Below are 23,857 nucleotides of genomic sequence, written 5' to 3'. Positions count from 1 at the left end.
TGTGATCGGACTGCTGTGTTGGTGACTGCCTTTCACAGTTTTCTGATCTGACTCCCTTTCGACATGGGGAGTCTTCAGCGACGGCAACGTAGACCGGCTTCATTGCCGGAAACGAAGCCCCGCCCCTGACTCCCCTTCTGGTTCATCCAGGTCGAACACTGGGGCAAGACGGCACGGCGGTCCACCCTTTTCAGCCCATCCCGATCACACCCGGCCCGGCATGCTGGGGAGACGCCCCCCCCCTGCCGCCGTGAACAGCGAGCCCTCGAGCTTCCTGCAGGCCTTCGAGCGCCTGCTCGCCCGCGCCCCGGGTCCGGTGTTTCCCAGAGCCCGGGCGCTGTACCTGCAGAAATACCCCCTGGAAGGCGAGTCCGGGGGCGATTTCCGCACCTTCCTGCTGGAGGAGGAGATCCAGGAAAGTCCCGCCGGCGCCCTGCGGATCCGCGCCCTGGCCCTGGCGATCGTGGCCTGGGGCCAGCCCCGCTTCGATGCGGCCGCTGCATCGGCCTACCTCGAGCAGCGCTGGGGACTGCACCCCAGCGATCTCCAGGTGGTGGAAGGGGCGAACTGGTTCCGCGACAGCGGCGCCTACGGCCGCTTCGGCACCCCGGCCGTCTACGAACGGGTGGCCCCCACCAGCCTGCTCAGTTCGTCAACCGATCCAGCTCCTCCTGCAGCTGATCCCGGCTCAGCCGGGTGACGACGAACACCTCCTGGGCCGTGCTGCCCCGGCGGGCCAGCAGCTTGTGGCCTCCGGTGATCGGGGTCGACACCCGCAGCCGCAGGCCGACGCTGCGGCCCCTGACCCGGGTGATCACCGCCGGGGTGATCGTGTCGATCTCCTTCAGGGTCGCCAGCCTTCGCAGCAGGGGGATCAGGCCCTCCACGTAGGTGCTGTGGGTGATCACCAGCCGGGCCATGGGTGCCGCTCAGCCGTGGCCCAGGGGCGCCATCGTCAGCCCTTCGGCGGAGAGCAGCTGGTGGTAAAGCTCCCCCTGCTCAAGCGGTCCGCTCCAGACCACCGCCGAACCCTCGCCATCGATCCGGTGGGCCAGCTCCCAGGCCCGGTCGGGCTGCATGCCGGGCAGGTGGCGCACGAGCACCGCCACCACGTGCTGGAAGGTGTTGACGTCGTCGTCGAGCACGATCACGTTGACGCTGGGGTAGCCCTCAGACCGGCGCTGGGCGATCGGGGCGGTACTTCTCGAGGGAGCGACGACCATGGGCCCACAGAGGCTGCCGGTCACCAGCGTAGGTAACATGCGCGCAGTCTTGAACCGGTCCCGATGTTGATCACCCTTGGTTGGTCCGCCCTGGCGGCCATCTTCAGCTTCTCGATCGCCATGGTCGTGTGGGGCCGCAACGGTGACAACAGCATCGGTTTCTGATCTGGCCTTCCCCACCACCACCCTGCTGGCGGGCCTCGCCTCCGCCCTGCTGCTCTTCGTGAGCGTGGGCGTGATCTATCTCTCCACCGTCGAATGGCGGGACAAGCGTCGGCGCCGCTCCAGTGAGGGCCGCAACCGCTGATGGGATCGCCCACGGCGGCTCTGGCCCTGCCGCGTCTGCCCCGCAGGCTTCCGCTGCCGCCCCTGCCGCTCACCACGGTCACGCTGCTGCTCCTGCTGCTCCTGCCGGGCCTGGCCCTGTGGCGCTGGCCCCGGCCCCGGGCCCAGGGGCTCGAGCAGCTGATGGCGGTGAGCAGCCTGCTGCAGAGCTTCCCCGCCAGTCCCGAGCGGCCGGTCCCGGCCCTGTGGAGCGAACGCCTCGGCGAGGCCACGGCTACCCGCCTGTGGCGCGAGCAGCGCCGCACCTGGTGGCAGTTCTGGGGACCCCACACCGATGGCGGTGCGTACCTGGTGGTGCAGGAAAACGCCGGAGCCGGAGCCGGTCGGCCCCTGCCTGCCGATGCCCTGCGGGTGGGCAACCTGCTGGTGGTGGCACCCGATCCCCTCTCCCGGCGCCTCCTGCAGGACCAGCTGCGACCGGACCAGCGGGCCGGCCGCGGGTTGTTCAGCGCCTGCCTCCCCCGGCTGGAGACCGGCCAGGGGGTGTTCTGGAACGCGTCCGGCCTCGGGGCGCTTGTGGGTCCCCTCGCCCCCCTGCTGGAGGCCTACCAGGAGGGCTGTCTGTCCCTGTCGCTGCAGTCCTCCGAGGTGCGCTGGCGCGGCGAAGCCTCCGACAGGCCCGCCGCCGTCGGCCCGGCCGGCAGCCTGAGATCCCCGGATCTGCCGGCCCCATCCAGGCCGCCCCTGCCGGCTGATCAGCTTCTGGAACTCCAGGGCTCCTCCCTTGAGCAGCTGTTCCGCGGGCTGCTGGCCCGCCAGCTGATCCGCGATCCCCTGGCGGCCCGCTACGGCATCGACACCAAGGGTCTGGCCCTGCTGCGGCGTTCCCCGTTCCGCCTGCGGCTCCAGCCCCAGGCCACCGGTCCCTTCCAGGCCTCACTCGAGCTCCAGGTGGCGGTGGGGCCCGATCGCCAGGGCTGGCGTCAGCTGCTGCTGGGCCTGGCCAAGGCCCTGCAGGCCCAGGGGCTGGAGGATGGCCCCGGCAGCACCACGACCTCCCAGGCGCAGGCCGCCACCTGGAGCCGGCAGGACGGCGTGGTGCTGGGGGGATGGCGCTGGATCGGCGAGAGCGGGCCTTCGCCCCAGCTGCTCCTGTTCCTCGGTCCGGTGCCAGGCCGGTGGCAGCCCATGGCGATCGCGGGGACGAGTGCCCCCGCCAGCGGCGAGCTCTGGTTGCGCGTCCGGCCCCGGGGCCTCGACCAGCTGGGCCTGCTGCCCGAGCCGATGCCGGAGCTGGTCCGGCGTGCCGACCAGCTGTGGATGGAGGCCGTTCCCGGTGAATCCGCCAGCGGCGGCGCTGGGCTCAGCTGGCTGAAGGGACGCCTTCAGGTGAGCCGCTGACGGCCTGACGCTCTCGCCGCCGCCGCTCGGCGGCCACGGTCTCCTCCATGAGCTCAACGGCCATGGACATCTTCTCCAGGTTGCTGGCGTAAAGGGCCAGGTCCTTGTCGAGCCGGTCGCGCAGCAGGCCCATCGACGCGCCGATCTCGTGGGCCAGCTGGCGCAGGGCCTGGGGCTCCATGGCGTCGTCGGCCAGGGCCTGCTCCAGCAGGGCCAGCAGGCCGACGGCCATCAGGCGGGAATAGTGGAAGTCGGGCCGGCGGATGCCGGCCAGGGCGGTGGCCACCGGCGGCGGAGCCCCCTCCCCCTGTGCCTCGATCCACTGGCGCACCTCGGCCTGGCTGTGGCGCCCCATGGCGGCCAGGGCGTCGTTGCACTGGCGACGCAGGTCGGGCCCGTCGAAGCCGGAGGAGGCGCACAGGGCCTCGAAGAGGGGGCCCTTCTGGGCCTCGGGGCGGTATCCCCGGGCAAAGCCATCGAAAACCTGCACGACCCCGACGGCGAACAGGGGATCAGCTTGGAAACCCTTCTGACGGCTCAGCAGGTGGAGCTCCACCAGCAATTCGTCGACCATGCGCCGGTAGAGGGGACCGATGACATGGGGGAAGGCGCCATGGAAGGCGCGTTTGCTGTCGGCGACGGTGAGAGCAGCGCTCACGCGGTTGGATTCTTCGTTGCTGCGACCTTAGCGCTGCAGGCACTCGACCCGATCGGCGGCTGGGTAGGATCGTTTCAATCGCCTGTCTGGAGCCCATGATCCCGATCGTCATCGAGGAGTCGGGTCGCGGTGAAAGAGCCTTCGACATCTATTCACGCCTGCTGCGCGAGAGGATCATCTTCCTCGGCGAACCGGTGACGGCGGAGTCCGCCAACCGCGTGGTGGCCCAGCTGCTGTTTCTGGAGGCCGAAGATCCTGAGAAGGATATCTTCCTCTATGTCAATTCCCCGGGCGGTTCGGTTTACGACGGCCTCGGCATCTTTGACACGATGCAGCACATCAAACCTGACGTCCAGACCGTCTGTGTCGGCCTGGCGGCCAGCATGGGTGCCTTCCTGCTCTGCGCCGGCGCCAAGGGCAAGCGCAGCAGCCTGAGCCACTCCCGGATCATGATCCACCAGCCCCTCGGCGGCGCCCGGGGCCAGGCCAGTGACATCCGCATCCAGGCCGATGAGATCCTCTATCTCAAGGACAAGCTCAACCGGGAACTGGCCGGCCGCACCGGTCAGGATCTCGAGCGGATCCAGATCGACACCGACCGGGACTTCTTCATGTCCCCGGCCGAAGCGATGGCCTACGGCCTGATCGACAAAGTGATCGAGAAGCGGCCCGTTCGCCCCGTCTGAGCCGAAAGCAAAGACAAAAAAAGGGCCTGCCGGAGCAGGCCTTTTTTCATGGCCAAGGGCCGGCCCTCAGGTGGCCTCGCTGGTCTCGGCGACGATGGCACCCTCATGCGAGGCAGCAGCCAGGTCGGCGGCCGTGAGCAGGGGAGAGAAACGATCCTTGTCAGGAATCGAGGCGAACTCGGAGACGATCAGGCGGAACTCATCGCCATCCAGGCTCTCCTTCTCGATCAGCAGTTCCACCAGCCGGTCCATGCAGGCACGGTGGTCGGCCACCAGCTTGACGGTGTCGGTGTAGCAGCTCTGGACGATCTGCCGGACGGCCTCGTCGATCTTGTGGGCGATGGCATCGGAGACATCGCTGCGGGTCATCAGGTCGCGGCCCAGGAACACCTCCTGATTGCCGGCCTCCAGTGACATCGGACCCAGGTCGCTCATGCCGAAGCGGGTCACCATCTGGCGGGCCATGGAGGCGACCTGCTGGATGTCGCCGCCGGCACCGGTGGTCACCTCGGCGTGGCCAAAGACAACGTCCTCGGCGGCCCGGCCCCCCAGGGCGCCCATGATCCGGGCCCGCAGCTGCGCACGGCTGACGAGCATCTGCTCCTCGTCGGGGGCGAACCAGGTGAGGCCCTGGGCCTGACCCCGGGGGATCAGGGTGACCTTCTGCACCGGGTCGTGCTGCTTAACAAGAGTGCCCACCAGGGCATGGCCCACTTCGTGGTAGGCGATCAGGCGCTTGCTGCGGCCATCGGTGAGGGGTTTGCCCTCCATGCCGGCGATGATCCGGTCGACGGCGTCGTCGATCTCGGCCAGGCCGGTGGCCTCCTTGCGCCGGCGGGCGGTGAGAATCGCCGCCTCATTAAGCAGGTTGGCCAGGTCGGCACCAGTGAAACCGGGGGTACGGCGGGCGATCATCTCCAGGGAGACGTCGTCGGCCAGTTTCTTGTTGCGGCTGTGGACCTTGAGGATCGAGAGCCGTCCCTTGATGTCGGGGGCGTCGACCTGCACCTGGCGGTCGAAGCGGCCGGGGCGCATCAGGGCCGAGTCAAGGACGTCGGGGCGGTTGGTGGCAGCGATGATGATGATGCCGCTGTTGCCCTCGAAGCCATCCATCTCGGTGAGCAGCTGGTTGAGGGTCTGCTCCCGCTCGTCGTTGCCGCCGCCGATGCCGGCGCCGCGCTGACGGCCGACGGCGTCGATCTCGTCGATGAAGATCAGGCAGGGGCTGTTCTCCTTGGCCCGCTTGAACAGGTCGCGGACCCGGCTGGCGCCGACACCGACGAACATCTCCACGAACTCCGAACCGGAGAGGGAGAAGAACGGCACACCGGCTTCACCGGCGATGGCCTTGGCCAGCAGGGTCTTGCCGGTGCCGGGGGGGCCCACCAGCAGCACGCCGCGGGGAATCTTGGCCCCCACCGAGGTGAATCGCTCGGGGGTCTTGAGGAAGGTGACCACCTCCTGCAGATCCTGCTTGGCCTCCTCCACCCCGGCCACGTCGTCGAACTTGACGCCGGTTTCAGCCTCCATGGCGAACCGTGCCTTGGACTTGCCGAACTGCATCGCCTGGCCGGGGCCGCCCGGCATGCCGGAGGAGCGCCGGGCCAGGAAGATCAGCGAGCCGATCAGCAGGAGCGGGAAGAGCAGGTTGCCCAGCAGGCCGAGGGCCGGAGGGGTGGACTTGGGCGGATGGACATCGAAGCTGATGCCCTGGTCCTTGAGTTTGTTGATCAGCTCCGGCGCCACGCCGGGCAGATCGACCCGCAGGCGCTGGACGCGGTTGTCGAGATCGGGATCCACCGCCTCGATCACTGCGGTGCGGCCCCCGTCAAAGATATCGACGGCGGTGACGCGTCCGGCTTCCACGTAATCAAGGAAGCGGCCGTAGCTCATGCGGGCCACCGCGGCATTGCGGGGCGCCGTGGTGTCGCCGCCGCTGTCGGCGGGGGCCAGACGCCCCCCGGAACTCAGCAGCTGCCAGCCCAGGAACAGGGCCACGGCGACCGGCAACAGCCACAGGGCAAGGACACGCCAGCGCTGATTCATGGTTGTGAAGCTTTCGGACAACCTTAAGAGCGCAGGGCCCGGAACCGGGAGCCCGGGACCCCCGGCGCGGAGGGCTCAGCCGGCCTGGAGCCAGGGATTGAGCTCAATGCCGCCGCCGGCGGCCTCCGGCACCGGCGCCGATTCCATGATCAGTTCGCGGGCCTCGATCGATTCGAGCAGCTCCGGACCGCCCAGGCCGTGTGTCCAGATCTCCACCTCGCTGCGCTCCGGACACTGAAAGGTCAGGAGTTCGAAAGGAAAGACGACCCGTTCGAGGAAGAAATGCTCCGGCCCGATGCAGCGCAGGATGACCATGCGGTCGGAGCCGTTCCGGTAACCGCAATCCACCTGTTCCGTCCTGGCCAGTTGATCCAACACCTTCATGCGGCGACGTCCATACCATCAAGCCATTGCGGCTGTGGGGATTCGGTGACGAAGGCGACGGATTGCCAGTCTTAATCTTTTCTTCTGTTCTCCCCGGACCAAGGCAAGGCTAAGGCCCGCAACCGGCCAGGCCGCCCTGGCCCCGCAGGGTCGTCCCCGGGGTCCGGCGGGTCCGCGAGCCCGAACGCCTTCAGAGACTCCTGAGGGCGGCGATCGGATCCAGCCGGGCGGCCCGGCGCGCCGGCACCACCCCGAAGAACAGACCGATCGAGCCGGACAGCCCCACCGTCAGCAGCACCGTGCCGGCCTCTATGGTGGCCGGCAGGGGGGTGAACGCCGCCACCAGGCCGACGGTGCCCAGGCCCAGGGCACTGCCGATCACCCCGCCGAGGCTGGCCAGCACCAGGGATTCCACCAGGAACTGGAGCAGGACGTCGCTGCTGCGGGCGCCGAGGGCCTTGCGCAGGCCGATCTCCTCGGTGCGTTCACTCACCGACACCAGCATGATGTTCATGATGCCGATCCCGCCCACCAGCAGGGACACGGCACCGATGGCGCCGAGCATCAGGGTGAGACCGCCCGTGATCGTTCCCACGATCGTGAGGGCATCCTTCTGGGAGCGCACGGCGAAGTCGTCCTCCCGCAGGATGCGGTGGCGCTGGCGCAGCAGGTTGGTGATCTGGAAGGCGGCGGCGCCTGTGCTGGCCTCATCCTTCGCCTCCACGCTGATGAAGGTGAGGCTGATGCCGAAGGTGGGATCCCGCCCGCTCAGCTGGCTCACCATGGTGGTGAGGGGGATGTAGGCGTTCTCGTCCTGGTTGGAGCCAAACACCGCCCCCTTCGAGGCCAGAACGCCGATCACCTCAAAGGACTTGTCCCGGATGCGCAGCTGGCGGCCCAGGGCCTCGCCGGTGGGCATCAGCTTCTTCTGCAGATCGGGCCCGATCACCACCACGTTGCGGGCCCCCTTGAGATCGCGCTCGTCGATGAAGCGGCCCCGGGTCACTTCGAAGCTGCGCACGGGCAGGAATTCCGGCGTCACCCCCGAGACCGAGACCGATGAGCTGAAGCCACCGGCCTGGGCGACTTCGTTGAGGGTGATCTGGGGGGCGACACGACGGACGCTCGGCACCTGCTCGGCGATCGCCTTGGCGTCCTCCAGCACCAGGGTCCGCGGCATCTCGATCCCCTGGCGTCGGGTGTCGTTGTTACCCGGCACCACGAACAGCACGTTGGCGCCCAGGGTGCTGAGCTGACTCTCGGCCAGGTTCTGGGCCCCGCGCCCGACCCCCACCAGGGTGATGACGGAGGCGTTGCCGATCACGATGCCGAGCATGGTGAGCAGGCTGCGCAGACGGTTGGAGCGCAGCGTCAGCAGCGCCATGGACACCGTTTCGCTCAGGGGCAGCTTGGAGGCCATGGCGGCGCAACCGGAGTGGCTTCGGTTCTAGAGGAACGAGGGCACCGACGAAGCGTGGGCACTGCGGGGGCCCCGGTGGACCACACCCTCCTGAATCTCGAGGGTGACCACCTCACCCATGCGCAGTTCGAGGGTGGCGTTGGCCACACCGACGATCACGGGCACGCCCAGACGCTCGGCGATCACGGCGGCGTGGCTCTGGCGGCCCTCCTCCTCGGCGATCACTCCGCGGGCCTTGCGGATCGCCTCCAGGTAGGCGGCGCTGGTCTCGCGGACCACCAGGATCTCGCCGGCCTCCAGGCGGGCCGCATCCTCGGGCGAGCTGGCCAGCCGCACCTTGCCGCTCACGGTGCCGCTGCCGATGCCGACACCGCGACCCATGACGGCCGAGACGATGCCCACCTTGACCAGGTCGGTGGAGCCGCTCACCCCCTCCAGGGTGCCGGCGGTCTGGACCACCAGATCACCGGCTCCCAGCAGGCCCAGCTGCTGGGCCGTGGCCATGGCGACGCTGAAGGTCCGGCTGCTGCTGGACTGGTCCTGGATCAGCAGCGGATTGACCCCCCACACCAGTTGCAGCTGGCGGGCCACCGTGACGTCGGAGGTGATGGCCAGGATCGGGGTGCTGGGGCGGAACTTGCTGACGTTGCGGGCCGTGGAGCCGGTCTTGGTCAGGGGCAGGATCGCGGCGGCGTTGAGCTGGCGGGCGATGCTGCTGACCGCCTGGCAGATGGCGTTGGGGATGGTGGTGGCCATGTGGCTGTCCAGCACCCGCTGGGGATAGTCGCGCTCGATGCGGCGGGCGATCTGGTCCATGGTGGCCACCGCCTCCACGGGGTAGTCGCCGACGGCCGTCTCGTTGGAGAGCATCACCGCGTCGGTGCCGTCCAGGATGGCGTTGGCCACATCGCTCACCTCGGCGCGGGTGGGCCGGGGGCAGGAGGCCATCGAATCCAGCATCTGGGTGGCCGTGATGATCGGGATGCCGAGGCTGTTGGCCTTGCGGATCAGCTCCTTCTGCAGCAGCGGCACCTCCTCGGCGGGCATTTCCACCCCGAGGTCGCCACGGGCCACCATCACCCCGTCGCAGAGGGGCAGGATCGCGTCGATGGCGTCGATGGCCTCGAACTTCTCGATCTTGGCCACCACGGGCGTGTCGTGACCGTGGCTGCGGATCAGCTCCCGGATCTCCAGCATGTCGGAGGGGTTGCGCACGAAGCTGAGGGCGACCCAGTCGACCCCCTGCTGCAGGCCGAAGGTCAGGTCGCGGCGGTCCTTGGGGGTCAGGGCCCGGATCGACAGCTGAACATCGGGGAAGTTCACCCCCTTGTTGTTGGAGAGCACCCCGCCGACGGTGACCTTGCACTTGAGGGTCTGTTCGGGGCCGTCCACCTCCACCACCACCATCTCGACGCGGCCGTCGTCCAGCAGGATGCGGCTGCCGCTGGTCACCTCGTCCGCCAGCCGGTCGTAGGTGACCGTGGCGATGGTGTTGTCGCAGTTGACGGCCCGGGAGGTCAGCGAGAAGGGATCCCCCTTGGCCAGGGTGATGGGACCGGCCTGGAAGCGGCCCAGGCGGATCTTGGGACCCTGCAGATCCTGGAGGATGCCGATGTGGACGCCCATTTCGTGGGCCACCTGGCGGATGGTGGCGATCCGATCGGCGTGATCGCTGTGATCGCCGTGGGAAAAGTTGAGACGGAAGGTGGTGGCGCCGGCGGTGATCAGCTGCCGCAGCACCTCGGGTGACTCGGTGGCGGGCCCGATCGTGGCCACGATCTTTGTGCGACGCATGAGATCGTGAGGGGCCATTGGACGACCTTGTACAAGGGCGGAAACTACCATCCGGGCTTGCCAGGAGCGCGCTTGAAATGGACTTTCAGGACTACCAGCAACGCTCCCGTGAGACGGCGCGCTACCCGGAGGCGGGTGCCAACATCCTCTACCCGACCCTGGGGCTCTGCGGCGAGGCCGGCGAGGTGGCCGACAAGGTGAAGAAGGTGCTGCGGGACCGGGGCGGCGTGTTCGGCCCCGAGGTCCGCGACGACCTGCGGCTGGAACTGGGCGATGTGCTCTGGTACGTGGCCCAGCTGGCCACGGAGCTGGGGCTCGACCTCGACGATGTGGCCGGCGCCAACCTGGCCAAGCTGGCCGACCGCGCGAACCGTAACGTGATCGCAGGCAGCGGCGACCGGCGGTGACTCAGCAAAGGACCGTCGTTCCAGGGCCAGGAATCTCGTCCAGGGCCTGGGGCCGGATCGGGCCCGCCAGCCTGGTGGTGGCGGGAGTCCGGCTGCTGGTGGGGCTGTCCCTGGTGCTGCTGGTGCTGGTCGGCGCCCCCGCCCTGGCGGGCGCCACCGACCTGAAGGTGTCGGAGGTGATGCTGGAGCCCTGCCCGGCCGAAGACCTGGGCACCCAGCCGACCCTGGCCCGCCCCAGCGGCGCCACCTGCTGGGCCCTGCGCGGCGTGGTGGTCAACCCGGGATCGAAGCCCGTCGTGGACACCGATGTCTTCGGCCTGATCCTCGATGCCAGCGGCGAGCCGGTGCTGCCCAACCGCACCAGGGTGGGATCCATCGGCGACGTGCCCCCCGGCCGCTCCAGCTTCGCCCTGCGGCTGGCGGTGCCCGCCGGCACCCCCGGCCCCCTGGGCACCCGCAGCGTCAAGGCCCGGGGCTTCAGTGCCCCGGTGCGCACCCGTGCCGGCGTCGACGACGAGCTGCTGCCCCTGGAGGAGGCCCTGGCGGCGTCCCCGGCCGCCGACCCTCAGTAGAGGCCGCCGGAGAGGGAGGCGATGGAGGCCCCCAGAAGGCTCTGGGCCAGCTGCAGGGCGATGAAGGCCACCAGGGCCGAGAGGTCGATGCCGCCGAGGGGCGGAATCAGGCCCCGGAAGGCGTTGAGATAGGGGTCGGTGATGGCGCTGACGCTGGAGAGCAACGGGTTGCTCCAGTCCAGGTTGGGGAACCAGCTGAGCAGCACCCGGACCAGCAGCACCAGCAGGTAGATGCTCAGGGTCTGGGCCAGCACCTGGAGCAGGAAGACGAGGATGCTCATGGAAGGGGTCGGGGGATGGGGCTGCAGGCTTGCGCCGTCACTTGGTCCAACTCTATGGATCCGCCTCTTCGTCGGGTGGTGGCGGGGTTCCGGCCGTCTCGGCGGCCGCCAGGCGTGAGCCCAGGGCGGCCAGATCATCGGCCTTCAGGGAGAAGGTGCGGTGGAACTTCTCGCTCAGGCTCAGCCAGTAGGAGCGGCCGTCGCTCTGGCGGCGGCGTTCGATGAAGTCCTGGGCCAGCAGCTCCCTGATGTGGTCGTAGGCCCCTGAGCCGCGCAGCTCCACCAGCTCCGACTGCAGCAGGCGCTTCTTGAGGGCGATGGTGGCCAGGGTCCGCAGGGCGGCGACAGAGAGGTCCACCGGCAGCAGGTTCTGGACCAGGTCCCCCAGGCCGGCACGCAGCTGCAGGGCGTAGTGCTGGCCCTCCTGGTGGATCTCCAGGGCGGTGTCGCGATGGGCGTAGTCGGCCATCAGGGTGATCAGGGCCAGCTCGGTCTCGTCCCGGCCGATGCCGGCGATGGCGGCCAGCTCACCCAGCTCCAGGGGCCGACCCTTCAGGTAGAGAATCGCCTCGAGCCGGGCCGGCAGGGACAGACCCGGGGTGGCCGCCACCGAGCGATCGCCTACGGGGGTCTCGCGTTCAGGAGGCTTGCCTTCGGGAGGTAGTGGGTCGGGTTCAGCCATGGGGACGTCCGGCACGGCGTGGCGGCAACGTATCGCAGGCCTCAGACCCCTACCAGCCCGCCGGGACTGGCCAGGGACCGTCCCACCTCACCCAGGAACAGCCGGTAGGCCGGATTGGACGTTTCCTCCCAATGCTGGTAAGGGAGATCAGCGAGGAAGGCCTGCCAGGCCTCCAGCTCCGCTGGCGGCACCTGCACCCCGACCACGATGCGGCCCACGTCGGCGCCGTGGTTGCGGTAATGAAAAATGCTGATATTCCAGTTGGGGTGCAGGGCGTTCACGAAGGCCATCAGGGCTCCGGGCCGCTCCGGGAACACGAAGCGATACAGCCGCTCCTCCCCCTGGTTCAGGGCCGCCCCCGCACTGGCCGGCAGCCGTCCGCCCACCATGTGACAGAGGTGGAGCTTGGCCAGCTCGTCGCCGCTCAGGTCGAGACAGGGAAATCCCTGGGCCTCGAGGGCGGCCATGAGTTGGCGGGTGTCCTGGTGGCCGCTGATCTGCACCCCCACGAAGATGTGGGCCAGCTGGGGATCGGCGAGGCGGTAGCTGAACTCGGTGAGGCTGCGCTGGCCGAGGACGGCGCAGAAGCGCGCCAGGCTGCCGGGCTTCTCCGGGATCTCGACCGCCAGCAGGGCTTCGCGCTCCTCCCCCAGCTCGGCCCGCTCGGCCACGAAGGCCAGCCGGTCGAAGTTCATGTTGGCGCCGCAGGCCACCGCCACCAGGGTGCGGTCCCGCAGCTGCCTCTGGGCCACGTCCTTCTTCATCCCCGCCACCGAGAGGGCGCCGGCCGGTTCCAGGATCGAGCGGGTGTCCTCGAAGACGTCCTTGATGGCGGCGCAGATCTCGTCGGTGTCCACCGTGACCATCCGGTCGACGCAGCGCTGGGCCAGGGCGAAGGTGTGCTCGCCCACCTGCCGCACGGCCACCCCGTCGGCGAACAGGCCCACCTGCTCCAGCCGCACCCGCTTCCCCGCCGCCAGTGAGCGGGTCATGGCGTCGGCATCGCTCGGCTCGACCCCGATCACCTCCACCCGGGGCCAGAGGCTCTTGACGTAGGCGCCGATCCCGGCGATCAGGCCGCCGCCGCCCACCGCCACGTAGATGGCATCGGGGGGATCGGAGCACTGGCGCAGGATCTCCAGGGCGACCGTGCCCTGGCCGGCGATCACGTCGGGATCGTCGAAGGGATGGATGAAGGTGAGCCCGCGCTGGCGCTGCAGGCGGTGGGCTTCCTCACAGGCCTCGTCGTAGGTGTCGCCGTGGAGCACCACCTCGGCCCCCCGCGCCGCCACCGACCGCACCTTCATCTCCGGCGTCGTGACCGGCATCACGATCACGGCGGTGCAGCCCAGCCGCTGGGCCGCCAGGGCCACCCCCTGGGCGTGGTTGCCGGCGCTGGCGGCGATCACCCCCCGGTCGAGCTCAGCGCGCTCCAGGCCCGCCATCTTGTTGTAGGCGCCGCGCAGCTTGAAGCTGAACACGGGCTGGAGATCCTCCCGTTTGAGCAGCACCTGGTTGTGCAGCCGGCGGGAGAGGTTGGGGGCGGGATCGAGGGGGGACTCGATCGCCACGTCGTACACCCGGGCCCGCAGGATCCGCTGCAGGTAGGCGGTCGCCCCGGGGAACGCGTCGTCGTCGGCCATGGTCATCGCTCCAGTGTCGCAACCCGACCCCGGAACGGTGGCGTCCGTCGCCGTGGGTCGGGGCGAACCCCGTAGATTGGCCACCTGGAAGCAAGGAAGGGCATGCATCTGAGCGAGCTGAGCCATCCGAATCAGCTGCACGGCCTGAGCACCGCAGAACTCGAGGCCATGGCTCGCCAGATCCGCGAGAAGCACCTGGAGGTGGTGGCCACCAGCGGCGGGCACCTGGGTCCGGGCCTGGGGGTCGTGGAACTCACCCTCGCCCTCTATCAGACCCTCGACCTGGAGCACGACCGGGTGGTGTGGGATGTGGGCCACCAGGCCTATCCCCACAAGCTGGTGACGGGCCGTTACAAGGATTTCCACACCCTGCGCCAGCAGGGCGGCGTGGCGGGTTACCTCAAGCGCAGCGAGAGCCGCTTCGACCACTTCGGCGCCGGCCACGCCTCCACCAGCATCTCGGCCGCCCTGGGCATGGCCCTGGCCCGCGACCGTCGCGGTGAAGATTTCAAATGCGTCGCCGTGATCGGTGACGGCGCCCTCACCGGCGGCATGGCCCTGGAGGCGATCAATCATGCCGGCCACCTGCCGCGCACCAAGCTGCTGGTGGTGCTGAACGACAACGACATGTCGATCTCACCGCCGGTGGGGGCCCTGTCCACCCACCTCAACCGCATGCGGCTCAGCAAGCCGGTGCAGTTCCTCTCCGGCAGCGCCGAGGAGGCGGTGAAGCACCTGCCCTTCCTGCACGGGGAGCTGCCCAACGAGCTCAAGACCCTCAAAGAGAGCATGAAGCGGCTGGCGGTGCCCAAGGTGGGGGCCGTGTTCGAGGAGCTGGGCTTCACCTACGTGGGCCCGATCGACGGCCACGACATCCCCGAGATGGTCCGCACCTTCCAGGCGGCCCACCGCTGCGAGGGCCCGGTGCTGGTGCACGTGGCCACCACCAAGGGCAAGGGCTACCCCTACGCCGAGGCCGACCAGGTCGGCTACCACGCCCAGTCGGCCTTCGACCTGGCCACCGGCAAGGCCTACCCCTCCAGCAAGCCCAAGCCCCCCAGCTGGAGCAAGGTTTTCGGCCAGACGCTGGTCAAGATCTGCGAGCAGGATTCCCGGGTGGTGGGCATCACCGCCGCCATGGCCACCGGCACGGGCCTGGATCTGCTGGAGAAGGCCCTGCCCCAGCAGTACTTCGACGTCGGCATCGCCGAGCAGCACGCCGTCACTATGGCGGCCGGCATGGCCTGTGAGGGCCTGCGGCCGGTGGTGGCGATCTACAGCACCTTCCTGCAGCGGGCCTACGACCAGCTCATCCACGACGTGGGCATCCAGAAGCTGCCGGTCACCTTCGTGCTCGACCGGGCCGGCATCGTCGGCGCCGACGGCCCCACCCACCAGGGCCAGTACGACATCAGCTACCTGCGGGCCGTGCCCAATTTCACGGTCATGGCCCCGAAGGATGAGGCCGAACTGCAGCGCATGCTCGTCACCTCGATCGCCCATGACGGCCCCTGTGCCATCCGGATTCCCCGCGGCGAAGGGGAGGGCGTGCCGCTGATGGACGAGGGCTGGCAGCCCCTGGAGATCGGCCGCGGTGAGCTGCTCACCGACGGCGATGACGTGCTCATCGTGGCCTACGGCGCCATGGTGGCTCCGGCGATGGCCACCGCCGGTCTGCTGCAGGAGAAGGGTCTGCGGGCGGCGGTGGTCAATGCCCGCTTCCTGCGGCCCCTCGACGAGGCGCTGATCCTGCCCCTGGCCCGCCGCATCGGCCGGGTCGTGACGATGGAGGAGGGGGCCCTGCCCGGTGGTTTCGGTGCCGCCGTGGTGGAATCCCTCAACGACCACGATCTGCCCGTGCCGGTCCTGCGTATCGGCATCCCCGATGTCCTGGTGGACCACGCCAGCCCCGACCAGAGCAAGGAGAAGCTGGGGCTGACCCCCTCCCAGATGGCCGATCGCATCCTCGAACGCTTCGGGCCCGTCTTCCGCGCCACCGTTCCCACCGCCCTTGCCGTCTGAGTCGTCCCTCCGCTGCCAGGTGCTGGTGGTGGGGGCCGGACCGTCCGGCGGTGACCTGGCCCGGCGTCTGGCCCTCCAGGGGGTGGATGTGGTGCTGGTCGACCGGCTCGACGACCTGAGCCGCTCCGCCTTCAGCAGCGCCGCCCTGCCGATCGAGACCATGACCAGCCTGGGCCTGCCGGCGGAGGTGGTGGGCAGCCGCTGGCGGGAATGGCAGCTGATCGGGCCCGGGGCCGCCACCCGGCGCTGGGCCGCCCCGCATCCCCTCGGGGTGGTGCTGGATTTCGGCGCCCTGCGCCGCTGGCAGGCCGAGCAGTGCCGCCGCTGGGGCGGCCGGGTGCACCTTGGCCTGCACGCCTGCTCCAGCCGCCAGGAGGGCGAGCAGGTGGTGACCATGCTGCGCCGCTCCGATGGCAGCACCCTTGAGGTCAGCAGCGAATGGACCGTGGATGCCAGCGGCCACGAGCGGGCCCTGCTGGGGGATCCGCCGGTGACGGACCGCCGCCGCGATGCTCTGGTGCGGGCCGCCGGCCTTGAGTGGCTGCTGCGAGTGTCCCCTTCCTGCTGGGAGCGCTGGGCCGACCGGCTCAGCTTCTGCCTGGGCAGCGACTGGGTGCCCCAGGGTTACGGCTGGATCTTTCCGATGCAGCCCGGGGTGCTGAAGCTCGGTGTCTGCCGGCTGGTGGATGGCCAGCGGCGCCAGCCGCCCCTGGGAGGTCTGATCGCCGACCTGGGCCGCCGGCTGTTGGCGGACGAAGGGGCGGGCGGCGAGCCCTTCGAGGTGCTCGACCGCCACGGCGGCCTGGTGCGCAGCACGATCCGGCGCCGGGAGCCACACCAGCGGGGCCGGCTGGTGGGGCTGGGGGATGCGGTCAGCACCGCCAACCTGCTCGGCGGCGAAGGGATTCGCCACGCCCTCACCAGCAGCGCCGTGCTGGCGCCCCTGCTGCAGCGGGCCCTTACGGCCCCGGAGCGTTCCTCCTCGGGGCAGCAGGCTCAGCGGGCCCTGCGGGACTACGCGCCGCAACTGCGTCGAGCCTTGGGCTGGCGCTGGTCGCTCAGCGGCCGGCTGGCACGGCGCACGTGGCTGGGCCTGAACAGCCCCGGGGCCGATGGCCGTCTGGACCGGGTGTTGCGGGGGCTGGAGAGCCGCAGGGCGGAGGATCTCTCAGCCCTGCTGTTCGGTTATCGGTTCGAGCGGTACGGCCTCAGGGCGCTGCCGTACCTGCTCGGCTGGCGCTGAGAGCTCAGAGGACGCCGCGGGAGGCCAGACCCAGGATCGCGCCCATGCCCAGGATGTGGCCCAGGCTGGTGGTGCCGAGCATGGCGCCATGGCTGAAGCCGCCGAAGAAGTTGTCGCTGGGCAGCTTGAGGCCCTCTTTCTGCTGCTGGATGGTGGCCTTGCCGATGGCGATGGCGATGACGTTGCAGACGATCATGACCAGGGCCACCTTCGGGGACCAGCTGATCGAAGCGGGAGCCATGGCCAGGAGAGGAGCGATCATGATGCACTTGCCGACGCCCCATCTTCCGGGTCAGGGCGACCTGTGCCCCGCCCACTTAAGACTTGTTGACCTGGGTGCCGGCAGAACCCGCCGCCGGGGGTTCCGCAGGGAGCAGCCGGAACCCCAGCAGCACCACCAGGTTGCTGAGGGTCAGGAAGGCTTCGGCACCGCCGTGCAGGGGATCGACGTCCGCCAGCTGCCGGCCGTAGACCTGCTGGGCCACCACCGCGGCGGCGATCGTGACCGCCACGAACAGCAGCGTCAGCTGGAATCCCCGCAGCGCCAGCCGGGGAAAGGCCCGCACCTGGCGGGCCCACCACAGGAAGGCCAGGTAAGGGAGCAGGGAGAGCACGAAGAACGGGGCCGGATCGATGGCGCCGAGGCCCTGGAACCAGGCGGCCAGGGGCAGGGTCACGAGGCTTCGTCCTCCGGGGAGAGCCGCTGCTGGCGCAGCAGGTTCCAGGCGGCCAGGGCCATGGCCCCGTTGCCAACGGCGGTGAGGGCGGCCTGCAGCACCACCAGGCCCCTGAGGGCCTCGCTGTTGTCGAACAGATGCCAGGTGCAGGCGGCCATGGCGCTCACCAGCGCCGGCACCATCGCCAGGGCCAGCCAGCGCCAGCCCCCCTCCCGCCGCCGGCTGCCGAAGGCCTGCACGGCCAGGATCGCCAGCATCCACTCCAGCACCGAGGTGATGTGGATCCACCAGGTGGGCAGCGACAGCGCGTGCATGGGCGGGGCCTGGTGCGATCCGTAATGTACGGAGCCGGAACCACCGCTGCGTCGGATGCGTGCTCTGATCTGCGGCTATTACGGAGAGCACAACCTCGGTGACGATGCCCTGCTGGAGGTGCTGCTGGGTCAGCTGCCGGCCGGTTGCCGTCCCCTGGTCACGGCCCATGACCAGGCCCTGGTGCGGGAGCGTTTCGGGGTGGAGACCACCGACCGCCGCCGCCTGAAAGGGGTCCTGGCCGCCCTGGGCCGTTGCGACGCCCTGGTGCTCGGCGGCGGCAGCCTGCTCCAGGACGCCACCAGCTTCCGCAGCCTCCTGTACTACGGCGCCCTGATGCTGGCCGCCCGGAGTCGGGGCAAGCCCGTGCTCCTCTGGGGCCAGGGGCTGGGCCCCCTGCGCCGTCGCCGCAGCCGGCTGCTGGTGCGGGGACTCCTGCCCCTGGCCACGGCGATCAGCTGGCGGGACCCGGCTTCCGCAGCCCAGGCGAGGGAATGGGGGGTGGCGGCCGGCGTGGGGAGCGATCCGGTCTGGGCCCTGCCCGCCAGGGTCTGGAACGGCAGGGGCGGGCCGATCGTGGTCTGCTTCCGGCCGGTGCGCCAGCTCGATGCCGCGGCCTGGCGGCCCTACCTGCAGGCCCTCGAGGGGCTGGTGGTGGCCGCCGACCGGCAGGTGCTCTGGCTGCCCTTCCACCAGGACCAGGACCGGGGACTGCTGGCCGACCTCAGCGGGCAGGGTCTGGTGGGGCCGGCCCTCGCCGCCCGCAGCCGGGAGCTGGCGGCCGCGACGCCGCAGGAGGCCATGGACGCTTTCGCCCAGGCGGGCCTGGTGCTGGCCATGCGGCTCCACGGCCTGATTCTGGCGGCCCTGGCGGGCAGCCCCTGCGCCGCCCTCAGCTACGACCCCAAGGTGGCCGCCGCGGCCGCCGGCATCGGTTGCCCCTGCCACGACCTGGAGGCTGCGCCGCCCCCAGGCCTCCAGCACAGCTGGGCCGCCGTGCTCGACCAGCCACCGGATCCGGCCGGCATCGCCGCCCTGCGTCAGGAGAGCCAGGTGCACCGGGCGGTGCTGGACACCCTGAAGGGCTGACGGCTCAGCCCGCCGTCTCCCCCTGCAGGCGGACCAGTTCGGCGAGCACCTCCTGGCTGTGGCCGGACGGTCGCACCGCCACCCAGCTGGCCCGCAGCACCCCGTCCGGGTCGATCAGAAACGTGTGACGCGCTGAGAACGGCGCCAGCCAGGAGCCGTAGCGGCGGCTGGTGGCCCCGCCCGCATCCGACAGCAGCGGGTAGGCCAGACCCTCGCTGCCGCAGAACGACAGGTGCGCGTCCGGGTCATCGGCACTCACCCCCACCACCTCGGCGTTGCGGGCATGGAATCCCTCCAGGTCCCTCTGGAAGCCGCGGGCTTCGAGGGTGCAGCCGCTGGTGAAGTCCTTGGGATAGAAGTACAGGGCCAGCCAGCGGCCCCGGAAGTCCGCCTGGCCCAGGTGCGTCGGCACGACCGTGCCGTCCACAGACGGGGCAACCCCGTCAAGGTCGAAGGCGGGGGCCGGCTGGCCGATCTCGGGAAGGGTGCCGCCCATGGCCTTGGCCCGGTCCGGCCGGACCAGCAGGCTGAGGGCGGCCAGCAGAGATCCCCCCAGAAACGTGCGGCGGTCCACAACCAGAGCTTCGATCAGGGCCGGACCCTAGCGGGGCCGGCCGGGGGATCCGTTCAGATCTTGGCCAGATTGACGCCGAGTTCCTTGGCGTAGGCGCCGAGACCCTTCTTCTGGATCGTCTTGAGGGCGCGGGTGGACACGCGCAGCTTCACGAAGCGGTTGCCCTCGGCCCACCACAGGCGTCGCTCCTGCAGATTCACCTGCTGCAGCTTCTTGGTGCGCACGTGGGAATGGCTGACGGCCATGCCGTTGTTGGCGCGCTTGCCGGTGAGCTGACAGACCCGGGACATGACGATGTGACGACGGTGGACGATGCAGGCCTGAGCCAGCCTGCGACTTTACCAAACGGGCCCCTGGCCATGGAGCCGGGCGCCGCTGAGGGGGTCGAACCAGAGTTCATGCTGCCGCTGCCAGCCCAGGCGCGGTTCCGTCGGCAGCGTCACCTCGGGGTCGCAGAGCACCCGCAGGGGACCCCAGCGGCTGTCGAGCCAGAGAAGCTGCTGGTGGCCCCACCATTCGCGCCGCAGCAGCCGGGCCGCCAACGGCCCGTCCTCGGCCAGGTGCAGGTGCTCGGGCCGCAGGCCCAGCTGGCGCCCGGGCGCGATCGCCAGCAGGTTGATCGCCGGCCGCCCCAGGAAGCAGGCCACGAAGCGGTTGGCCGGATCGGCGTAGAGCTCCCGCGGGCTGCCCACCTGCTGCAGCCGGCCGGCGTCGAGCAGGGCGATGCGGTCGGCCATGCCCACGGCCTCCTGCTGGTCGTGGGTGACGTAGATCACCGGCTGCTCCCGGCCGCACAGCAGCCGCCGCAGTTCCGGCCGCAGCTCCTCCCGCAGCTGGGCGTCGAGGTTGCTCATCGGCTCATCCAGCAGCATGATCCGCGGCTGGCGCAGCAGGGCCCGGGCCAGGGCCACCCGCTGGCGCTGACCGCCGGAGAGCTGGGCGGGCCGGCGCTGTCGCAGCTCCTCGAGCTGCAGCATCTCGAGCACGGCCCCGAGGCGCCGCTGGCGCTCGGCGCCGGCCACGCCGCGCACCTTCAGCCCCAGTTCCAGGTTGCCCTCCACGCTCAGGTGGGGGTAGAGGGCGTAGCTCTGGAACACCATCGCCACCTGCCGTTCGCCCGGGCTGAGGGCGCCCAGGTCCTGGCCGTCCAGGAGCACCTGGCCGGCACTGGCGGGATCCAGCCCCGCCACCAGACGCAGGGTGGTGGACTTGCCGCAGCCGCTCGGCCCGAGCAGGGCGAGGCATTCGCCGGGGGCGACGGCCAGGTCGAGCCGGTCCAGCAGCCGGCGCCCCCCCACCTCCCGGCACAGCTGGCGCAGCTCCAGACCGGCTCCGATGGCTGTGTTCATCCCTTCACCGCCCCGCGGGTCAGACCCGAGACGATCGGCCGCTGGGCCACCAGCACCAGCAGCAGCAGGGGCAGGCTGCCCAGCACCGTGGCGGCGGCGAAGGCGCCGTAGGGGATGGTGAACACCGAGCCGCCGCCGATCCGGGCGATGGCGATCGGCAGGGTGAGCAGGTCGTTGCGGCTGATCCAGGTGAGGGCGATGGCGTACTCGTTCCAGCTGGCCAGGAACACCAGGATGCCCGTGCTGGCCAGGGCCGGCCCCAGCAGGGGCAGCAGCACGTGCCGCAGCCGTTGGCCGAGGTCGAGCCCCTCCAGCCGGGCCGCGTCCTCCAGCTCGACGGGAAGGTCGGCGAAGGCGGCCCGCAGCAGCAGCACCGCCAGCGGCAGCGACAGGCCCGCGTAGGGCAGGCTCAGGGCCAGCAGGTCATTGGCCAGGCCGAAGCGGCGGGCGATCTCCAGCAGGGCCAGGAACAGCAGCACGGTGGGGAACATCGCCGCTCCCACAAGTCCCAGGCCGACGCCCCAGCGCAGCAGGCCGCGCTGCTGCTGCAGTCCGTAGGCGCAGGGCACCGCCAGCAGCAGGGTGAGCAGGGTGGTGGCCAGGGCCACCAGGGTGCTGTTGCCCAGGTAGCGCCAGAAGGGCGGGTCGCCGGAGAGCACCAGCTGGTAGTTGGCCAGCGTCCAGGGGTTCCCCTCCAGCAGCGGCGCCACCAGTGCCTCGGGGCGCAGCAGGGAGGTGCGCAGCTGCCAGAGCAGCGGCCCCAGGCTCCAGAGCAGCACCAGCAGCCTCATGCGGCCCGCTCCCGCCGCCACAGCAGCCAGCCGCCACCGAGCAGCACCAGGAGCAGCAGGAAGGTGGCGAGCATCACCGTGGCGGCATAGCCGAAGTCGAGGAAGCGCATGGCATTGAGGTAGGCGTAGAGGGCCAGGCTCTCGGTGCTGCCGGCCGGGCCGCCGCCGCTGAGCACCTGGATCAGGTCGAACACCCCCAGGGCCTGGGCCAGCCGGAACAGCAGGGCCAGGGTGAGGTAGGGCACCAGCAGCGGCAGGGTCAGGCGGCGCAGGATCTGCAGACGGCCGGCGCCCTCCAGCCGCAGGGCTTCCTCCAGATCCTCGGGAATGGTCTGGAGTCCGGCCAGGAGCAGCAGGGCCACGAACGGCAGGGTCTTCCAGACATCCGCCAGGACCACGAAGAACCAGGTGGTGGCAGGGGTGGAGAGGAAGCCGTAGCTGCTGCCGCCAAGGGAGCGGATGGCGGCGTTGAGGGGGCCGTGGGGATCATTGAGGATCCAGCGCCAGCCCAGGGCCATCACGGTGGTGGGCAGGGCCCAGGGCAGCAGGGTCAGGGCCCGGAGGGTCCCCCGGCCCCGCAGGGGGCGATGCAGCAGCAGGGCCAGCCCCAGGCCCCCGGCCAGTTCCAGCGCCACCGAGCAGACGGCGAAGCGCAGCGTCTGGAACGCATCCGTCCAAAAGCGGGCGTCATCGAGCAGCCGCCCCCAGTTGGCGCCCCCGTTCGGTACCGGCTCCAGCCCGGTGAGCACCGAACTGGCCTGGAAGCTCAGCCAGCCGTAGCGCAGCAGGGGGTAGACGAACACCGCCGCCAGCAGCAGCAGGGCGGGAGCCATCAGCAGCAGGCTGGCCGCGCGGGCTTTCATCGGTCCACGGCAGGGCGGCCCCCTGCACTCTCGCCTGCAGTGTCGCCCGCCGGTCCCGCCAGCGAGCGCAGCACCTGCAGGCTCTGGCGCTGGGCGGCCGCCATGGTCGGGCCGGGGCCCCCCTGGCCAGTGAGCATGCCGTTCACCTGCCGGGCCAGCAGATCGCTGAGCTGGGCATAGGCCGGCGTGGGCGGACGCAGCTGGGGATGCTGCAGGGCCTGGCGCTGCACCGTCAGCAGCGGGGCACGGCGCTGCAGGTCGGGATCGTCATAGAGCGTGCTCCAGGTGGGGGCATAGCCCTGCTCGATGGCGAGCTGGCGCTGCACGACCGGACCGGTGAGCCAGCGGATCGCCGCCACTGCTTCCTCGGGATGGGGGCTTCCCTTGATCAGGGAGAGGCCCCAGGTGCCCAGGGTGCCGCCCCCCTGCTCGCCAGGCGCCCCCACCATCGCCGTGACGCCCACCTTGCCCTTCACCAGGCCCCCACCCTTCTCGATCTCCCGCCAGGCGTAGGGCCAGTTGCGCAGAAAGGCGGCATCACCGGCGGCGAAGGACTGCAGGGCGTCGTTCTCGGCGTAGCTGGCCACCGCCGGTGGGCTTACCCCGTCCTGCAGCAGTGCCGCGAGCCACCTCGCCGCCGCCACGGCCTCAGGACTGTCCAGCTCCGTGCGCGCGGTGGAACCGTTCCACCAGCGGGCGCCGAAGCCGTGCAACACCTCCACCATCACGCAGCTCAGCCCCTCGTACTGGCGCCCCTGCCAGAGGTAGCCCCAGCGGACCCTGCCGCGGCGCTGCAGGTCCCGGGAGATCGCCACCAGCTCCTCGGTGTCGCGCGGGGGGCGCTCCATCAGATCGGTGCGCCAGTAGAGCAGGCCGGTGTCGCCGGTGAGGGGCATGCGCCAGAGGTGGCCGTCGAGGCCATTGCCCAGGCGGGCGCCGGGCTCCATCGCCGCCAGCACCTCCGGCCCGAACCAGCGCTCCAGGGGCTCGAACCAGCCGGCGGCCACGTACCTCGCCAGCCAGCTGACATCCACCAGCAGCAGGTCGAAGGGGGCCTCCCCCAGCAGCAGGCTGCCGGTGGCCAGATCGGAGATGGTCTCGGTGTCCAGGGGCCCGCGGATCACTTCCAGCGCAATGCCGGCACCGCTGGCGTTGAACTGGGCCACTGGAGCGGCCACCGCATCGGCCAGCGGAGCCGGCATCAGCACCCGGATGGTCACCGGCTCGGCGGCCGCCGCCGGGATGCCCGACTGACCCGCGCTGGGCAGCCCGGAGCTGGAGAGGCCGGATGCGGGCAGCAGCACCAGCAGGCACATCGCTGACAGCAGGGCCAGCAGGGCGTTCGTCAGCAGCTTCGGGAGCGACCGCCACCGCCGCAGACTCGAGAGGGGGGGGCGGGCCGCCATGGGGGCAGGTTAGGCGGGCTGCCCCGCCAGACCCGCCAGACCCGCCGGC

29 protein-coding genes and 1 other RNA gene are annotated in these 23,857 nt (G+C 70.4%); 11 read left to right on the top strand and 19 right to left on the bottom strand.

What is annotated here, in order from left to right:
- Positions 1-4 precede the first annotated feature (4 nt).
- Positions 5-187, top strand: a non-coding RNA gene (gene ssrS / locus CJZ86_RS03990) — 6S RNA.
- Between the two features lie 63 nt (positions 188-250).
- Positions 251-700: a hypothetical protein gene (locus CJZ86_RS16465; protein ID WP_143594026.1), complete on the top strand. Its 450-nt coding sequence runs from the start codon at positions 251-253 to the stop codon at positions 698-700.
- Here the strand turns inward: CJZ86_RS16465 and CJZ86_RS03985 are convergent.
- Positions 645-920, bottom strand: a complete 276-nt coding sequence (locus tag CJZ86_RS03985; protein ID WP_094584642.1) for a DUF2103 domain-containing protein — start codon at positions 918-920, stop codon at positions 645-647. The genes CJZ86_RS16465 and CJZ86_RS03985 overlap by 56 nt on opposite strands.
- Positions 921-929: 9 nt before the next feature.
- Positions 930-1,223 (bottom strand): ATP-dependent Clp protease adapter ClpS, encoded by a 294-nt coding sequence (gene clpS / locus CJZ86_RS03980; RefSeq protein WP_094584641.1) that lies wholly within the window; start codon positions 1,221-1,223, stop codon positions 930-932.
- Positions 1,224-1,286: 63 nt separating this feature from the next.
- Here clpS and petN point away from each other — a divergent pair, with 63 nt between their 5' ends.
- Genes petN through CJZ86_RS03970 form a run of 3 tightly spaced genes read left to right on the top strand, consistent with a single transcriptional unit; the run spans position 1,287 to position 2,909 of the window.
- Positions 1,287-1,388, top strand: a complete 102-nt coding sequence (gene petN, locus CJZ86_RS03975) for a cytochrome b6-f complex subunit PetN (protein ID WP_094584640.1) — start codon at positions 1,287-1,289, stop codon at positions 1,386-1,388.
- Positions 1,366-1,530 (top strand): hypothetical protein, encoded by a 165-nt coding sequence (locus CJZ86_RS16905; protein WP_015108282.1) that lies wholly within the window; start codon positions 1,366-1,368, stop codon positions 1,528-1,530. Before petN ends, CJZ86_RS16905 begins: the two co-directional genes overlap by 23 nt.
- Entirely contained in the window at positions 1,530-2,909 is a 1,380-nt protein-coding gene (locus CJZ86_RS03970; protein ID WP_094584639.1) for a hypothetical protein, read from the top strand. The genes CJZ86_RS16905 and CJZ86_RS03970 overlap by 1 nt, the downstream gene beginning before the upstream one ends.
- Here the strand turns inward: CJZ86_RS03970 and psb29 are convergent.
- Positions 2,872-3,567 (bottom strand): photosystem II biogenesis protein Psp29, encoded by a 696-nt coding sequence (gene psb29 / locus CJZ86_RS03965; RefSeq protein WP_094584638.1) that lies wholly within the window; start codon positions 3,565-3,567, stop codon positions 2,872-2,874. The two genes, CJZ86_RS03970 and psb29, sit on opposite strands and share 38 nt — an antisense overlap.
- A gap of 95 nt (positions 3,568-3,662) precedes the next feature.
- On the opposite strand from psb29, the gene clpP reads away from it, so the two are divergent.
- A complete protein-coding gene (clpP, locus tag CJZ86_RS03960; RefSeq protein ID WP_094584637.1) occupies positions 3,663-4,253 on the top strand; it encodes an ATP-dependent Clp endopeptidase proteolytic subunit ClpP in 591 nt (196 codons plus the stop codon).
- A gap of 66 nt (positions 4,254-4,319) precedes the next feature.
- Here the strand turns inward: clpP and ftsH are convergent, their stop codons facing one another.
- From ftsH to pyk, 4 genes are all read right to left on the bottom strand, one after another.
- Positions 4,320-6,299, bottom strand: coding sequence for an ATP-dependent zinc metalloprotease FtsH (gene ftsH / locus CJZ86_RS03955; RefSeq protein WP_094584636.1), 1,980 nt, complete (start codon positions 6,297-6,299; stop codon positions 4,320-4,322).
- 75 nt (positions 6,300-6,374) lie between these two features.
- Positions 6,375-6,683: a DUF1830 domain-containing protein gene (locus CJZ86_RS03950; protein ID WP_094584635.1), complete on the bottom strand. Its 309-nt coding sequence runs from the start codon at positions 6,681-6,683 to the stop codon at positions 6,375-6,377.
- 190 nt (positions 6,684-6,873) lie between these two features.
- Positions 6,874-8,103, bottom strand: a complete 1,230-nt coding sequence (locus tag CJZ86_RS03945; protein WP_094584634.1) for an ABC transporter permease — start codon at positions 8,101-8,103, stop codon at positions 6,874-6,876.
- A gap of 27 nt (positions 8,104-8,130) precedes the next feature.
- Entirely contained in the window at positions 8,131-9,915 is a 1,785-nt protein-coding gene (pyk, locus tag CJZ86_RS03940; protein ID WP_094584633.1) for a pyruvate kinase, read from the bottom strand.
- Positions 9,916-9,974: 59 nt separating this feature from the next.
- On the opposite strand from pyk, the gene CJZ86_RS03935 reads away from it, so the two are divergent.
- Positions 9,975-10,304, top strand: coding sequence for a nucleoside triphosphate pyrophosphohydrolase family protein (locus CJZ86_RS03935; RefSeq protein ID WP_094584632.1), 330 nt, complete (start codon positions 9,975-9,977; stop codon positions 10,302-10,304).
- Positions 10,305-10,375: 71 nt separating this feature from the next.
- Positions 10,376-10,876, top strand: coding sequence for a hypothetical protein (locus tag CJZ86_RS03930; RefSeq protein ID WP_233133829.1), 501 nt, complete (start codon positions 10,376-10,378; stop codon positions 10,874-10,876).
- On the opposite strand, the gene CJZ86_RS03925 is transcribed toward CJZ86_RS03930, so the two are convergent.
- From CJZ86_RS03925 to ilvA, 3 genes are read right to left on the bottom strand one after another with little or no spacing between them, the layout of a single operon-like run.
- On the bottom strand, positions 10,870-11,157 hold the full coding sequence (locus tag CJZ86_RS03925) for a YggT family protein (RefSeq protein WP_094584631.1): 288 nt from the start codon (positions 11,155-11,157) through the stop codon (positions 10,870-10,872). The genes CJZ86_RS03930 and CJZ86_RS03925 overlap by 7 nt on opposite strands.
- A gap of 52 nt (positions 11,158-11,209) precedes the next feature.
- On the bottom strand, positions 11,210-11,839 hold the full coding sequence (scpB, locus tag CJZ86_RS03920; protein ID WP_094584630.1) for an SMC-Scp complex subunit ScpB: 630 nt from the start codon (positions 11,837-11,839) through the stop codon (positions 11,210-11,212).
- Positions 11,840-11,880: 41 nt separating this feature from the next.
- On the bottom strand, positions 11,881-13,488 hold the full coding sequence (gene ilvA, locus CJZ86_RS03915) for a threonine ammonia-lyase, biosynthetic (protein ID WP_094584629.1): 1,608 nt from the start codon (positions 13,486-13,488) through the stop codon (positions 11,881-11,883).
- 96 nt (positions 13,489-13,584) lie between these two features.
- On the opposite strand from ilvA, the gene dxs reads away from it, so the two are divergent.
- Both dxs and CJZ86_RS03905 read left to right on the top strand, forming a co-directional pair.
- Positions 13,585-15,504, top strand: coding sequence for a 1-deoxy-D-xylulose-5-phosphate synthase (dxs, locus tag CJZ86_RS03910; protein ID WP_094584628.1), 1,920 nt, complete (start codon positions 13,585-13,587; stop codon positions 15,502-15,504).
- Positions 15,494-16,747 (top strand): NAD(P)/FAD-dependent oxidoreductase, encoded by a 1,254-nt coding sequence (locus CJZ86_RS03905; protein WP_094584627.1) that lies wholly within the window; start codon positions 15,494-15,496, stop codon positions 16,745-16,747. The genes dxs and CJZ86_RS03905 overlap by 11 nt, the downstream gene beginning before the upstream one ends.
- Positions 16,748-16,751: 4 nt before the next feature.
- On the opposite strand, the gene psaK is transcribed toward CJZ86_RS03905, so the two are convergent.
- The 3 genes from psaK to CJZ86_RS03890 are packed head-to-tail and all read right to left on the bottom strand — an operon-like array spanning position 16,752 to position 17,738.
- Positions 16,752-17,009 (bottom strand): photosystem I reaction center subunit PsaK, encoded by a 258-nt coding sequence (gene psaK, locus CJZ86_RS03900; RefSeq protein ID WP_094584626.1) that lies wholly within the window; start codon positions 17,007-17,009, stop codon positions 16,752-16,754.
- Positions 17,010-17,064: 55 nt separating this feature from the next.
- Positions 17,065-17,424 carry a DUF3593 domain-containing protein gene (locus tag CJZ86_RS03895; RefSeq protein ID WP_094584625.1) on the bottom strand — a complete coding sequence of 120 codons (360 nt, stop codon included), beginning with the start codon at positions 17,422-17,424 and terminating at the stop codon, positions 17,065-17,067.
- Positions 17,421-17,738, bottom strand: a complete 318-nt coding sequence (locus CJZ86_RS03890; protein ID WP_094584624.1) for a DUF2499 domain-containing protein — start codon at positions 17,736-17,738, stop codon at positions 17,421-17,423. The genes CJZ86_RS03895 and CJZ86_RS03890 overlap by 4 nt, the downstream gene beginning before the upstream one ends.
- 55 nt (positions 17,739-17,793) lie before the next feature.
- On the opposite strand from CJZ86_RS03890, the gene csaB reads away from it, so the two are divergent.
- The gene (gene csaB / locus CJZ86_RS03885; protein ID WP_094584623.1) at positions 17,794-18,825 is read left to right on the top strand and encodes a polysaccharide pyruvyl transferase CsaB; all 1,032 of its coding nucleotides are present in this window, start codon (positions 17,794-17,796) and stop codon (positions 18,823-18,825) included.
- Between the two features lie 4 nt (positions 18,826-18,829).
- On the opposite strand, the gene CJZ86_RS03880 is transcribed toward csaB, so the two are convergent.
- The 6 genes from CJZ86_RS03880 to CJZ86_RS03855 are packed head-to-tail and all read right to left on the bottom strand — an operon-like array spanning position 18,830 to position 23,808.
- Positions 18,830-19,399: a peroxiredoxin gene (locus tag CJZ86_RS03880; protein ID WP_094584622.1), complete on the bottom strand. Its 570-nt coding sequence runs from the start codon at positions 19,397-19,399 to the stop codon at positions 18,830-18,832.
- A 53-nt stretch (positions 19,400-19,452) separates the two neighbouring features.
- Positions 19,453-19,689 (bottom strand): 50S ribosomal protein L28, encoded by a 237-nt coding sequence (gene rpmB / locus CJZ86_RS03875; protein WP_015108262.1) that lies wholly within the window; start codon positions 19,687-19,689, stop codon positions 19,453-19,455.
- A gap of 48 nt (positions 19,690-19,737) precedes the next feature.
- Positions 19,738-20,748 carry an ABC transporter ATP-binding protein gene (locus CJZ86_RS03870; RefSeq protein WP_094584621.1) on the bottom strand — a complete coding sequence of 337 codons (1,011 nt, stop codon included), beginning with the start codon at positions 20,746-20,748 and terminating at the stop codon, positions 19,738-19,740.
- The gene (locus tag CJZ86_RS03865; protein ID WP_094584620.1) at positions 20,745-21,539 is read right to left on the bottom strand and encodes a carbohydrate ABC transporter permease; all 795 of its coding nucleotides are present in this window, start codon (positions 21,537-21,539) and stop codon (positions 20,745-20,747) included. The genes CJZ86_RS03870 and CJZ86_RS03865 overlap by 4 nt, the downstream gene beginning before the upstream one ends.
- A complete protein-coding gene (locus CJZ86_RS03860; RefSeq protein ID WP_094584619.1) occupies positions 21,536-22,402 on the bottom strand; it encodes a carbohydrate ABC transporter permease in 867 nt (288 codons plus the stop codon). The genes CJZ86_RS03865 and CJZ86_RS03860 overlap by 4 nt, the downstream gene beginning before the upstream one ends.
- Positions 22,399-23,808, bottom strand: coding sequence for an extracellular solute-binding protein (locus tag CJZ86_RS03855; RefSeq protein WP_094584618.1), 1,410 nt, complete (start codon positions 23,806-23,808; stop codon positions 22,399-22,401). The genes CJZ86_RS03860 and CJZ86_RS03855 overlap by 4 nt, the downstream gene beginning before the upstream one ends.
- Positions 23,809-23,857 lie beyond the last annotated feature (49 nt).

It is taken from the genome of Synechococcus sp. BO 8801, from assembly GCF_002252675.1.
Lineage (GTDB): Bacteria > Cyanobacteriota > Cyanobacteriia > PCC-6307 > Cyanobiaceae > Cyanobium.
The sequence above is the reverse complement of the archived record's forward strand: the minus strand, read 5'-3'. Positions and strand labels throughout refer to the sequence as shown.